This is a genomic window from Pseudoxanthomonas sp. 68-E7 (assembly GCF_057773145.1).
In genome coordinates, this window is record NZ_JBYMTI010000005.1 from 173,427 (window position 1) to 186,775 (window position 13,349).

A 13,349-nucleotide genomic window follows, 5' to 3' on the forward strand; every position below is an offset into this window, starting at 1 on the left:
AACGATGCGCTGGCATGCCGGCGGCAACCAGCGCTGAACCCTCCCGGTTGGCAACCGGAGCGCGAGGCGCTAGACTTGTCTCACCCTCGTGGGGGGGTAGCTCAGCTGGGAGAGCGCGTCGTTCGCAATGACGAGGTCGTGGGTTCGATCCCCATCCTCTCCACCAAAAATACCGGAAGGGCCAGACGCGAGTCTGGCCCTTTCTTTTTGCGTGTGTCGCGGCGGGCCACGACAGGATTGTCCCGAGCGACTGTCCATGCCGCGCTTGTCCACAGCCCGTGTGGATGAAATCTGCACAAAGATGTGGATAACCTTCGTTCGCCCAGGCACCGCAAGGCTGTCAAGGTGGTTGGCGAAAATTTCACCAGCCGTCCGGGAACTTCGCCACCCGTCGGATCCCCGCGACGCATCCGCAGCCAAAACAGGACTGCCGGCTTTCGCCGGCAGTCCATGTGTTGCATCACGGCGCGGCAGATGCGCCATGCCGGCTCAGAACCGGTAGTTCACCCCGAACAGGTAGGTGCGACCCCATTCGATGTACTCCAGCGGGCGATCCTTGCTGCCGGCGTAGGTCTGGTACGGCGAGTTGGTCAGGTTGCTGACCTGGAAGAGGATGCTCAGGCCCGACAGGGCGCTGCCGTCGCCGAAGTTGTAGGCGACCTGGGCGTCGGTGATGTCCTCGCCGACCACGTAGCGCAGCGAGCGATCGCCATCGAAGTTGCCGATTTCACCGATGAAGTCGGAACGGCGGCGCTGGCTGACGCGGGCCTCGAAGCCGTTGCGCTCGTAGTACGCGGTCAGGTTGTACACCCGCTTGGACAGGCCCGGCAGCATGATGCTCTGGCTGCCCACGCTGCTCACCGCATTGGGCGGCGGCGGGATGGTGATGTCGCTGTCGTTGAAGCCGGCGCTGGCGATGATGCCGAAGCCCTGCAGCGCATCGCTGAACAGATCCAGCGGCAGCGAGGCGGTCAGCTCCAGGCCCTTCAAGCTGCCACCGGTGCCGTTGTAGGGCGCGGTGAACGGACCGGTGGTCTGGGTCGGCGGTTCGTTCGGACCCGGCACGTAGTCCACCAGGAAGTCGGTGAAGTCGTAGCCGTAGCGCTTCTCGGTGAAGATGTAGGTGCGCAGGTCCTTGTAGAAGAACGCGGCCGAGACATACGCCTTGGTGCCGAAGTACTTCTCGTAGGACAGATCGAACGCATAGGCGCGCCACGGATCCAGGTTCGGATTGCCGCCGCTGGCGCCGGGCTCGCCGGTCGCGGTGTTGACGCCGAATTCCAGCGAGGAGCGCAGCTCGTCCACGCGCGGACGCGCGACCTGCTTGGCCAGGCCCACGCGCAGGGTCTGCTCGTGCGGGAAGGAGAAGGCCAGGTTCAGGCTGGGCAGCACGTCGGTGTAGGTCTTGCCGCCATCCAGCGGCTGGATGTTGCTGCCGGCCGGCTGGGTGCTGTCCCAGTAGCGCGCCTTCGACTGCTGATCGACGTGCTGTACCTGCACGCCGATGTTGCCGCGCACCGGCACGCCGCCCCATTCAGTATCGATGTTGGCGCGGATGAAGCCGGTGGAGATTTCCTCGTCCACGTCCCAGGCCTTCGGGATCAGGTAGGACAGGTTGTCGACCGGATTGAACACCATGTAGCGCGCGACCGCCGCTGGCACGTTCCAGGACGGGATGTAGCCGACGCCGGCGAAGTTCAGGTCCACCAGCCCGTACTGCAGGTCCGAACCGATCGCGGTGATGCCCTGCGCGCCGAGGTTGATGTTGCCTTCCGGCTGGCGCTTGAACTTGTGGCGGTCCGCGTAGTTCAGGCCCACGTCCAGATCGGAGAACCAGCCCCAGGATTCGGGCAGCGGCAGCGACGCCGCCAGCTTGATGGCCTTCAGTTCGTCCTCGACCTTCGGGGTCTTGCCGTAGCCGGAACCGTAGATGGTGTTGGTCAGGAACAGTGCTTCCGGGTTCGAGTAGTCAAGCCCGGGATTGAGCTGGGAAAAGTTGTTCTTGCGGTAGGCCAGCGCAATCGAATCCAGCTGCGGCGCCGGCAACAGCTGGGTGTTGTTCTCCAGGTTGACCTCGTCACGCTTGGTCTTGGAATAGCTGACGTCGGCGACCAGCCGGACCTGGCCGAGGTTGAACTCGTTGTTCCAGCCGAACGCGTTGATTTCGTCTTCGCGGTGGTTGTACATGCCGCGGACCAGCGGGTACACGTTGTTGGCGGTGCCGCCGGTGAAGGTGTTGTTGCCGTTGATGATGGGATTGGTGACGTTCAGGCGCCCGTAGCCGCCGTTGTAGTCGCCGATATGCACTTCGAACTGGTTGGCGGTGTTGACCTGTTCGGCCTCGGAATGAAACAGATCCAGCGTGCTGGTCCAGGCGTTGGAGGGACGGAACTGCAGGGTCGCCATCACGCCATCGCGCTTGGTCTCGCCGGTGCGGCGCAGCGCCTTGATGCCATCCGAGTAAAAGGTGCCGGCCGGTACGCCGGGACGCCAGTTGTCACCCACCGCCTGCCAGGGTTCGTACAGGCCCACCTGGTTTTCCTGGATGGGCGTCTTGGAATGCGAATAACCGACGGCGAAACCAAAGCGGCGGTCCTTGGACTGGGTGATGTAACTGGCGTTGATGCGCTCGCCATATGCGGAGGCATCGGCCGCCTTGCCCAGCGAGTTGCGCTGGCCGCGGAAACCGATCGCGCCGACGGGTTCATCGAAGCTCAGCGGACGCACCGTCTGCATGTCCAGCGTGCCCGACAGGCCCTGCCCGACCAGGCCCGCGTCCGGCGTCTTGTAGACGGTCACGCCGCTCATCAGCTCGGAGGGATACTGATCGAACTCGACGCTACGGTTGTCGCCGGTGCTGACCATCTCGCGACCATTGAGCAAGGTGGTGGAGAAATCGGGCGACAGGCCGCGCACGCTGATCACCTGCGCGCGGCCGGCCACGCGCTGGGCCGCCAGGCCTGGCAGGCGCGCCAGCGATTCGGCGATGCTGATGTCCGGCAGCTTGCCGATGTCCTCGGCGGAGATGGCCTCGACGATCGAGGTGGAATCACGCTTGACCGAAATCGCTTCCTCGATGCCGCGACGGATACCGGTGACGGTGACCGTGTCGAGCTCGGTGGCGTCGGCCTGCGGCTTCTGTTCGGTGGTGGTGCCGGCGGTCTGTGCCTGCACGCCGGTCGCGGCCAGTGCGATGGCCGAGGCCAGCGCCGCGCTCAGCAGATTGCGCTTGTGTTGCAACATGTTCCCCTCTCCAAGGACGTTGTGTGCGATGAACCGGATGCGTCGCGGGCGATCGTCCGGGTCTGGCGCGCCAGGACGATGGACCGCCGCTGGAACGTGAAGCCATGGTAGTGGCCGAAACCACCGCACAAATCGCGCTGCATACGTATTCATCCGCATTTTCCGACGCATGTAACCCGTGTTCCGCGCGCGCCGAGCAGGCACGCGGCAAGCACCGCGCGCGGAGGCGTGGTTATCTGAATCCGCCAGCGAAGAACGCCGGGATCAATCGATGCGCGCGTAGTACACGCTGCGTGCGGGCAACTGCAACTGGCCCGCATCAAGTTCTCCGGAGGCCAGTCCCGGCCCCCCGATGGGCTGTATCGAAAGTCCTTCGGGTATCGGCCAGCGCACCGGGTGGGCGGACAGGTTGAACACCACCAGCCGCGACTCACCCGCGTGATCGCGACGGAACGCCAGGATCGGCTCCGGTGCGTCGAAGAAGGCGATGGCGCCGACCTGCAACGCCGGCTGGGTGCGACGCCAGGCGAGGAAACGGCGCACCTGGGACAGGACGGAGCTGGAATCCTGTTCCTGCATGGCCACGCTCATCGCGCGATGCTCCCCCGGAATCGGCAACCAGGGCCGACCCGCGCTGAAGCCGGCGCGGTCCTGCGTGGTCCACGGCATCGGCGTGCGGCAGCCGTCACGGCCCTTGAAGTTCGGCCAGAAGGTCTTGCCATAGGGATCCTGCAGATCCGCGTAGGGCACGTCGGCCTCGGGCAGTCCGAGTTCCTCGCCCTGATACAGGCAGACCGAGCCGCGCAGCGAACACACCAGCGCCACCAGCTGGGCGGCCAACGCCGCCGAGGGCTCGTTGCGTCCCCATCGGGTGACCGCACGCTGCACGTCGTGGTTGGACACCGCCCAGCACGGCCAGCCTTCGGTCATCGCCGCTTCCAGCCGCTCGACGGTTCCGCGGATGTAGGCCGCGCTGTGATCGTCGGTCAGCAGCTCGAAGCTGTAGCCCATGTGCAGGCGCCGGTCGGTGACGTACTCGGCGGTGGTCGCCAGCGAATCCTCGGAAGAGATCTCGCCCAGCGCGGCCACGTCCGGATAGCGATCCATCAACGTCCGCAGTTCCTCCAGGAACGCCACGTTCTCCGGCTGGGTGTTGTTGTGGTAGTGGTACTGGTAGGCATAGGGATTGTCCGCGCTGAAACCGCGCCCCACCCGCTTCTCCTTCGACTTGGGCGGGTTGTCGCGCAATTGCCGGTCATGGAAGCAGAAATTGATCGCATCCAGGCGCAAGCCGTCCACGCCCCGGTCCAGCCAGAACTTCACGTTGTCCAGGGTCGCCGCGCGGACCTCGGGATTGTGGAAATTGAGATCGGGCTGCGCGGCCAGGAAATTGTGCAGGTAGTACTGCTCGCGCCGCGGCTCCCAGCGCCAGGCCACGCCGCCGAACAGCGACATCCAGTTGTTGGGCGCGGTGCCGTCCTCCTTCGGATCGGCCCACACATACCAATCGGCCTTGGGGTTGTCGCGGCTCTCGCGGCTTTCCTTGAACCAGGGATGTTCGACCGAACAGTGGCTCAGCACCTGGTCGATCATCACCTTGATGCCCAGCGCATGCGCCTTGTCCAGCAGGCGATCGAAATCCGACAGGGTGCCGAACAACGGATCCACGTCGCGGTAGTCGGCGATGTCATAGCCGAAGTCGGCCATCGGCGACTTGAAGAACGGCGAGATCCAGATCGCGTCCACGCCCAGGCTGGCGATGTAGTCCAGCTTGTCGACGATGCCGGGCAGATCGCCCACGCCATCGCCGTCGGTGTCCAGGAAGCTGCGCGGGTAGATCTGGTAGATCACCGCGCCACGCCACCAGTGCTTGTTGTCCATCGCTTCCCCGGATCTCGATTGGGTTCGGCGTGCCGGCAGGTCACGCAATGGGCGCCACTATTCCATGTCCGCGCACCGGCGGAGAGGCGACGAAGCCCCGGGCCGGCATGAATACGTATGCAGGAAATCGATGGGAAGCCGCCCGCGGCTCCCATCGCCTCCTGCGCACTCGAAACCGCGCGAGCTCACTAAACAGCCAAAAACAAGGCGTTTTTCTGTTCATCGCTCGTTGAATCCGGAATTTTTCATGGACGGCGGCCGCAAGAATCCTGTTTGCGGTGCAGCATGGAATCGCCACGCGATCCTGCAAGATTCGACCACACCTAATCGCGCACCTTCCGGCGACGCCCGCATCAACTTCACCCAGGTACCCGCATGACCCCGAAGCCGCGCCTGTCCTTCTGGCAGATCTGGAACATGTCGTTCGGCTTTCTCGGCATCCAGTTCGGATTCGCCCTGCAGGGCGGCTTCATGTCGCGCATCTTCCAGACCCTGGGCGCGGAGAAGGACGCGCTGCCGCTGTTGTGGATCGCCGCGCCGCTGACCGGCCTGCTGGTGCAGCCGGTGATCGGCTATTTCAGCGATCGCACCTGGCACCCGCGGCTGGGCCGGCGTCGCCCGTACTTCCTGGCCGGCGCCATCCTCAGTTCGATCGCGCTGGTGTTCATGCCGCACTCGCCCACCCTGTGGATGGCCGCGGGCCTGCTGTGGGTGCTGGATGCCTCCATCAACATCAGCATGGAGCCGTTCCGCGCCCTGGTCGCGGACAAGCTGCCGGAGAGCCAGCGTTCCTATGGCTTCGTGCTGCAGACCCTGATCATCGGCATCGGTACCTGGCTGGCCAGCAACCTGCCCTGGCTGGTCACCCGCCTCGGCGTTCCCAACGAAGCCGGCCCGGGCGTGGTTCCGCCTTCGGTGAAGATCGCCTTCGCGATCGGCGCGTTCGTGTTCCTGGCCAGCATCCTGGTCACGGTGCTGAGTACGCGCGAGTATCCGCCCGAGGACACCGAACGGTTCCGCGCCGCGCGACGCGCCCAGGGTGGCCTGGTTTCCGAGGTCCTGCATCACGTGATCCACATGCCCGCGCAGATGCGCCGGCTCGGCGTGGTCCAGTTCTTCAGCTGGTTGGCGTTCTTCGCGATGTGGAGCATGGCCACGCCCGGCCTGACCGAGCACGTATTCAAGGCCCCGGCGCCGGATCCCGCCGGCTTCGACATGGCCGTGCCCGCGCAGGCCGCCGCGTTCCAGCGCGCCAACGCGGCCTTCCAGGATGCCGCCGACCTGGTGGGCTCCTACATGGGCTACTACGGACTCTCGTCGATGCTGGTGGCCTTGCTGCTGTCGATCTACGCCGCGCGCCTGCCGTTGAACCGCAAGGCGGTGCACGCGGGCTCGCTGGTACTGGGCGGGCTTGGTTTCCTGTCGATGTGGTTCGTGCCGCAGCCGGGCTGGCTGATCCTGTCCTTCGCCCTGGTCGGGGTGGCCTGGGCCAGCATCCTGTCGATGCCCTACGCATTGCTGTCCAGCCATGTGCCGGCCGATCGCATGGGCATCTACATGGGCATCTTCAACATGTTCATCGTGATCCCGCAGATCGTCGCGGCCACCCTGCTGGGTCCGGTCCTGCGCACGTTCTTCGGCAACCAGCCGATCTTCGCGCTGGTGATCAGCGGCGCCAGCCTGCTGCTGGCCGCCCTGTCGCTGGCGCGGGTGCGCGAGCACGCCGCGCCGTCGGCCACGGCCCCCTTCTCTCCCCAGGTGCATTGATGCAAGCCCCCGTGCGCACGCTGCTGGTCGCCCTGCTGCCCGGCCTCCTGTTCTCCGCGGCGGTCCGGGCCGATGATTTCTACGGCACCACCGAACCGTTCGCCCGCGAGGCGGTGTACTTCGTCCTCACCGATCGCTTCGTCAACGGCGATCCCGGCAACGACCAGCGCCAGCAAGGCGGCGCGCACCGCAGCTTCGATCTGCCCACGCCCGGCGCGCCGGCCGGCGAATCCGACAACGTCGGCTACCTGGGCGGCGACTTCAAGGGCATCGTCGACAATGCCGGCTACCTCCGCGACCTGGGCTTCACCTCGGTCTGGGTGACGCCCATCGTCGACAATCCGGACGAGGCGTTCACCGGCGGCGATCCGGTGACCTGGAATGGCGCCTTCACCGATCGCGGCAAGACCGGCTACCACGGCTACTGGGGCATCAACTTCTACCGCCTCGACGAACACCTGCCCAGTCCCGGACTGGATTTCGCGGGTTTCACCCGTGCGATGAAGGCGCAACAGCTCGACGTGGTGCTGGACATCGTCGCCAACCACGGCTCGCCCGCCTACACCATGCCCGCGCCGCAGGCGCAGTACGGCAAGCTGTGGGACCGCGATGGCCGGCTGGTCGCCGATCACCAGAACCTGCGGCCGGAGCGGCTAGACCCCAAGGGAAATCCGCTGCACGCCTTCTACAACACCGGCGGCGGCCTGGCCCAGTTGTCCGACTTCAACCAGGACAATCCGGCGGTGCTCGACTATCTCGTCGGCGCCTATGAGCAGTGGATGGACCAGGGCGCGGCCGCGTTCCGGATCGATACCATCGCCTGGATGCCGCACGATTTCTGGAAGCGTTTCGCCGATCGCATCCGCGCCAAGCGCCCGGGTTTCTTCATGTTCGGCGAGAATTTCAACTACGACGCTGCCAGCATCGCCGGGCATACCTGGCGCCGCAATGGCGGCTACAGCGTGCTGGACTTCCCGCTCAAGGCGAAGCTGGTGGAGGTGTTCGAGAAGCCCGGCGGCGATTTCGCCGAACTGGGCAAGGCGCTGTACCTGGAGGATGGCCCCTACGCCAATCCGTACGATCTGATGACGTTCTACGACAACCACGACATGGCCCGCATGAACGCCGACGACGACGGCTTCATCGATGCCCACAACTGGCTGTTCACCGCGCGTGGCATCCCGGTGATCTACTACGGTTCGGAAGTCGGCTTCATGCGCGGAAGGGCCGAGCACGCCGGCAACCGCAACTACTTCGGGCAGGAACGCATCGACGCCGCGCCGGCGCATCGCATCCACGTCGCGCTGAAACGCATCGCCCGCCTGCGTCGCGATTCCATCGCCCTGCAGCGCGGCCTGCAGCTGAACGTCAGGCTGCAGGGCGACCAGGCCGCGTTTTACCGGATCTACGACCACGCCGGGCAGCGCCAGGCCGCGCTGGTGCTGCTGAACAAGGCGGACCGGCCGGCGACGATGCGGGTCACCGACCATCTGCAGGCCGGCCCATGGCGCGATGCCTTCGATGACAAACCGGTGCCGGTCACGGACGAATTGCAGGCGGAAGTGCCCGCGCACGGCGTGCGGGTGTTCTTCTTCGATGGCGAGATCACCCGCGCCGATACCCTGGCCCGCTTGCGGGAACTGATGCTGCGCAAGATGCCGAAAGCCGACTGACGCCGGATTCCGAGGCGCCGGCCCGGCGCCTGCGTGCGCTCAGGCGCCGGTGGACCCGCGCAGGATCACCCGGGCCGGAATCGACTGGCTTTCCACGCTTTCGCCGTTGATCAGCCGGAGCAGGCTGTCCACCAGGATCTGCCCCGCCCGCTTGGTGTCCTGCTGCACCGTCGACAATCCGGGGGTGACGAACGCGGCCAGTGGAATATCGTCGAAGCCGGCCACCGCCACGTCGTCGGGAATTTTCCGGCCATGTTCGTGCAGCGCCTTCATCGCCCCGATCGCAATCAGGTCGCTGGCGGCGAAGATGGCGTCGAAGCGGACCTTGCGCTTCAGCAGTTCCTGCACCGCCTCGTAGCCGGACTGTTCACTGGTCACCGCGTCCACCTGCAACGAGGGCTGCGCCGGGCTGCCGGCGTCCTGCAACGCCTGCGCGTAGCCGCGATAGCGCTCGAAGAACTCGGGATAGTGGTTGGAGGCGTGGCCGAGGAAGGCGATGTCGCGGCGACCCTGGCCGATCAGGTGCACGCTGATGTCATGGCCGCCCTGGAAGTTGTCGCAGCCGATCGAGATGCCCGGTTGTCCCGGCAACACCGCGCCCCAGCGCACGAAGTGGGTGCCCTGCTGGACCAGTTGCTCCAGCCGCGACTGCGCTTCCAGGTAATCGCCATAACCCAGCAGGATCAGGCCGTCGGCCTTGTTGCTGTCCTCGTAGTCGGCCTGCCAGTTGGTCGACAGTTGCTGGAACGAAATCAGCAGGTCATAGGACTGCAACGCGCAGGCGCGCGTGATCGAGCCCAGCATCGACAGGAAGAATGGATTGATCTGGGAATCATCCGGGGTCGGATCCTCGAAGAACAGCAGCGCGATCGTGCCCGAATGCTGGCGGCGCAGGTTGGAGGCGTTCTTGTCGACCTTGTAGTTCAGTTCCGCGGCGATCGCCTGGATGCGCCGGCGGGTTTCCTCGTTCACCATCGGGCTGCCGCGCAGCGCGCGCGACACCGTGGGCTGGGACACGCCGGCCAGGTGGGCGATGTCCAGCGACGTGGCCTTGCCTTTGATGGGAGCGATCACGAGGGACGGGGCATGGTCGGCATACCCCCGCATCATGCCATGCGGCCGCGCCGGCGGCATCGTACGCGGATAGCGGGCCGCTCCTCCGGCTGCAACCGCGCCTGGCCGATACTCAGGGGTTGGCGGGAACCTCGATGCTGCCATGCAGTTGCACGCCGTCGGCGTCGCGGACACTGACCGACACGTCCACGCCGTGGCGAACGCTCTCGGTCACCGTGCAGAAGTTCTCGAACTGGGACAGCAACCGTTCCAGCGACTGGTGCGCGGTGGCGGCTTCGGCCAGCTGGATGTCGACCTGGACATGGCCAATCCGCAGCCGGCCCTGCTCGTTGCGCACCAGTTCGGTGGTGGCGGTGGTCACCAACGGACCGGGCTGGTTGCGGAACTTGCGCATCGCGAACAACAGGCTGGCCGACAGGCAATTGGCGATCGCGGTGGTGAGCATCAGCGCCGGACTCGGGCCGGCGCCCTGCCCCAGCGGCTCGGACTCGTCGGTCAGCAGTTCGGGAATGGCGGTGCCGTCGAAGCGGACCCGGAACTGGAAATCCTGCTCCTGGTGCAGGGTGACGGTCAGGCGCGGGTTCTCGCTCATGGATCAGCTCCGGATGGAAATCAGGGTTGGGCGCGCGCGGTGGTCGTACCGGAGGTACCGCCATCGCAGGCTGCGCCAAGCAGTTGAGAATGACGCAGCCAGTCCTGATCCGGATAGTAGGCAAACACGAACGAACCGTTGCGAATCGTGTCGATCAGCGGTCGTGCGACCGCGGTGCGCACCGCCGGGCAGCCCAGGCTGCGTCCGAGCCGGCCCTGCTGGCGGATCAGGATTTCGCTGACATAGGGTGCGCCGTGGATGACGATGGCGCGCTCGCGCGCGCGGTCGTTGATGCCAGGCTCCAGCCCTTCCAGGCGTAGCGAGTAGCCATTGCCGCCGACGTACGCTTCCTGGGTACGGAACGCGCCCAGGCTGGACATGTAGCTGCCGTTCTCGTTGGAGAAGCGGCTGGCCAGGTTCTCGCCGGTGTTGCGGCCGTGCGCCACCCATTCCTCGAACAGCAGCCGTTGCCGTGCCAGATCGAATACCCACAGGCGGGGTTGCGTGGATGGCCGTGAATAGTCGATCACGCTCAGGGTGGGCGGCAGCGTCGAACCGCGCAGCGCGCAGGACATCGCCTGGGTGGCGAGCGACAACACCTTGCGATCCAGTTTCGGCGCGCTGCGCGCGAGCTGGTCGACCAGGCCGGCCGTGTGCGCGTTCTGCGCATGGCCTGGCAGGGCGACGCTGGCGAGCAGGCTGGCGAGGGAGAGCAGGCGGAAACGGGACGGCATACGGAACCACGGGCAACGGAGGAAGAAAGCGAGTGCCGTTCCGCTGGCGGTCGCGTCAGTGCTGGATGGGGCCGCCGGGATCGGATTCCAAGACGGGCTCGGCCGGCTGTTCGGCCGGCGTTGCGCGCACGCCCGGCAGATCCGAGACCAGCACGGTGGTGCCGGGTTGCAGGATGTCATACAGGCGGCGCGAAAACGCTTCCGGCACCCAGAAGGACTTGCCCAGCAACTCCAGCGTGGGCATCGCCGCGCCATCCTCGCCCAGCACCCGGTGGGCAACCCAGCGATGCTGGTGCCGCTGCGGATCCAGCAAACTGGGAATATCCTCCATCTCCGTCGTCATCACGAACAGCACGGTGCCATTCAGTTCCAGATCGCCCACCCGCTGCAACGGGGCCGAACCAATCAGCACGCCATCGCGCAGCACCGACACGCGGCGGTCGTACAGGCTGACCAGGATGCTGACCGGTCCCTGCGGCGCGGCCGCCTCGTCCCAATAGACTTCGAACTCGCCCATCGGCGCGGCCACCGCCTGGCCGCCGCGGGTCACCGGCGCCAGCACGGCCGGATGCACCACGCTGGCCGGGGACGCCTTGGCGTTGGCCACCACCACCGTGTCGCCGCGTTGGGTGATGCCGAACAATTGCTCCGCGAAGTCCTGCGGCAGCCGCACGCAGCCGTGCGAGGCGGGATAACCGGGCAGATGGCCGCCATGCAGGGCGATGCCATCCCAGGTCAGCCGCTGCATGTAGGGCATCGGCGCGTTGTTGTAGAGGTTGGAGCGGTGGTCCTTGTTCTTCTGCAGGATGGTGAACACGCCGGTCGGGGTGTCCTTGCCCGGCTTGCCGGAGCTGATGGTGGACACGCCGATCGCGATGCCGTTGCGATACACGTAGGCGCGCTGCTCGTCCAGGCTGACCACCAGCACCACCGGGCCTTCCGGCGCGACCTGCGGCGCCCAGATGTACTCGCCCGGCTTGAGCCGGCTGGCGTCCTGCGCGGTCTGGGCGGTGGCAACCAGGGCGGACAGGCCCAGGGCGCAGCCCAGGGCCAGGGCGATGGCAAGGGGTTTTCTCATGCCGATCAGGATAGGGCCGCCAGCCGATCGCGCAAGGCGGCGTAGTCCGGCGCCATTGGTTCGGCATGGGCCGGCCGCGCCAGCAGGTCCGTCAGCGCGGGCGGCACCCCGACCGGCCGGCCGATCAGCGGTTCGACCACGCTTTCAAACTTGGCCGGATGCGCGGTCGCGGCCACCGCCCAATGGCCCCCCCCGCCTTCCGCACGCAGTTGTTCCAGCACGTTGACCGCGGTGGCGGTGTGCGGGCAAAACACTTCGCCGAAGTCCGCATGCCGGCGCGCGATGGTCTCGCGGATGGTGGCGTCGTCCACGCTGCGCGCGGTGAACGCGGCACGCAAGGCGGCATCGTCGTTCCGGTACAGCCAGCGCAGCCGTTCGAAATTGCTCGGCGCGCCGACGTCCATCGCGTTGGCGATGGTCGCCACGCTCGCCTGCGCGGCATACGCCTGGCCATCGAAATAGTCCGGCAGGACCCGGTTGGCGTTGGTCGCCAGCACGATCCGTCCCAGCGGAATGCCCAGCGCGCGCGCCAGGATCGCGGCCAGTGCGTTGCCCAGGTTGCCGGTCGGCACCACCAGGTTGAGCGCCTGCCCGGTGGCGGCGTGATGGCGCAGGGCGGCGTCGGCGTAATAGCTCATCTGCGGCAGCAGCCGCCCCAGGCTGATGCTGTTGGCCGAACTGAGCGGCACCCGCGATTGCAGCTCGCCGTCGTTGAGCGCGCGCTTCACCAGCGCCTGGCAGTCGTCGAAGGAACCGGCGACGCGCAGGGCGGTGATGTTGTCGCCGAAACAGCCCAACTGGTGCGCTTGTCGCGGCGAAACCCGTCCATCCGGATACAGCACCACCACCCGCAGTCCCGGCTGGCGATGGAAGGCGGCGGCGACCGCTGCACCGGTGTCGCCCGAGGTCGCCACCAGGATGGTCAAGGGTTGCCCGTCGCCGGCACGCAACCGGGCCAGGCAAGCGGCGAGGAAGCGCGCGCCGAAATCCTTGAAGGCGGCGGTCGGCCCATGGAACAGTTCCAGCACGTGATCATGCGGGGTCGCCAGCGCGCGCAGCGGCGCTGGAAAATCAAAGGCTTCCCGGCAGATCGCTGGCAATGACGGCTCCAGGCCATCGCCGGCGAAGAAAGGCGCCAGCAATCCGGCGGCGGTGTCGGCCAGCGAAGCACCGGCCTGCAGGACGCGCGGCGGCGGGATCTGCGCGGGAACGTACAACCCGCCGTCGGGCGCGAGCCCGGCCGCGATCGCCGCGCTCAGGCCGACGGGAAGTGAAGGATTGCGGGTGGAGATGAAGTTCATCGGTCA

The 13,349-nt window shown here is 66.4% G+C and carries 9 protein-coding genes and 1 tRNA gene; 3 read left to right on the forward strand and 7 right to left on the reverse strand.

All coding sequences use genetic code 11. From position 1 onward, the window contains the following. The first annotated feature begins 90 nt into the window (after window positions 1–90). Window positions 91–166 (forward strand) — tRNA-Ala (locus tag AC3DE2_RS13635). 323 nt (window positions 167–489) lie between these two features. Here AC3DE2_RS13635 and AC3DE2_RS13640 read toward each other — a convergent pair. Both AC3DE2_RS13640 and AC3DE2_RS13645 read right to left on the reverse strand, forming a co-directional pair. Next, the gene (locus AC3DE2_RS13640) at window positions 490–3,243 is read right to left on the reverse strand and encodes a TonB-dependent receptor (protein WP_488426651.1); all 2,754 of its coding nucleotides are present in this window, start codon (window positions 3,241–3,243) and stop codon (window positions 490–492) included. Window positions 3,244–3,507: 264 nt separating this feature from the next. After that, complete coding sequence (locus tag AC3DE2_RS13645) at window positions 3,508–5,124, reverse strand: alpha-glucosidase (RefSeq protein ID WP_488426652.1); 1,617 nt, start codon at window positions 5,122–5,124, stop codon at window positions 3,508–3,510. Between the two features lie 375 nt (window positions 5,125–5,499). On the opposite strand from AC3DE2_RS13645, the gene AC3DE2_RS13650 reads away from it, so the two are divergent. Next, complete coding sequence (locus tag AC3DE2_RS13650) at window positions 5,500–6,891, forward strand: MFS transporter (RefSeq protein WP_488426653.1); 1,392 nt, start codon at window positions 5,500–5,502, stop codon at window positions 6,889–6,891. Beyond that, a complete protein-coding gene (locus AC3DE2_RS13655) occupies window positions 6,891–8,564 on the forward strand; it encodes an alpha-amylase family glycosyl hydrolase (RefSeq protein ID WP_488426654.1) in 1,674 nt (557 codons plus the stop codon). The genes AC3DE2_RS13650 and AC3DE2_RS13655 overlap by 1 nt, the downstream gene beginning before the upstream one ends. 39 nt (window positions 8,565–8,603) lie before the next feature. On the opposite strand, the gene AC3DE2_RS13660 is transcribed toward AC3DE2_RS13655, so the two are convergent. The 5 genes from AC3DE2_RS13660 to thrC all read right to left on the reverse strand — a co-directional run bounded on the left by AC3DE2_RS13660 (window position 8,604) and on the right by thrC (window position 13,343). Beyond that, complete coding sequence (locus tag AC3DE2_RS13660) at window positions 8,604–9,671, reverse strand: LacI family DNA-binding transcriptional regulator (protein WP_488426655.1); 1,068 nt, start codon at window positions 9,669–9,671, stop codon at window positions 8,604–8,606. A 79-nt stretch (window positions 9,672–9,750) separates the two neighbouring features. Next, entirely contained in the window at window positions 9,751–10,230 is a 480-nt protein-coding gene (locus AC3DE2_RS13665; protein WP_488426656.1) for an OsmC family protein, read from the reverse strand. 20 nt (window positions 10,231–10,250) lie between these two features. Next, complete coding sequence (locus tag AC3DE2_RS13670; RefSeq protein ID WP_488426658.1) at window positions 10,251–10,964, reverse strand: murein L,D-transpeptidase catalytic domain family protein; 714 nt, start codon at window positions 10,962–10,964, stop codon at window positions 10,251–10,253. A 55-nt stretch (window positions 10,965–11,019) separates the two neighbouring features. Continuing rightward, window positions 11,020–12,042, reverse strand: a complete 1,023-nt coding sequence (locus AC3DE2_RS13675) for a L,D-transpeptidase (RefSeq protein ID WP_488426659.1) — start codon at window positions 12,040–12,042, stop codon at window positions 11,020–11,022. Between the two features lie 5 nt (window positions 12,043–12,047). Continuing rightward, the gene (gene thrC, locus AC3DE2_RS13680) at window positions 12,048–13,343 is read right to left on the reverse strand and encodes a threonine synthase (protein WP_488426660.1); all 1,296 of its coding nucleotides are present in this window, start codon (window positions 13,341–13,343) and stop codon (window positions 12,048–12,050) included. Window positions 13,344–13,349: the final 6 nt, after the last annotated feature.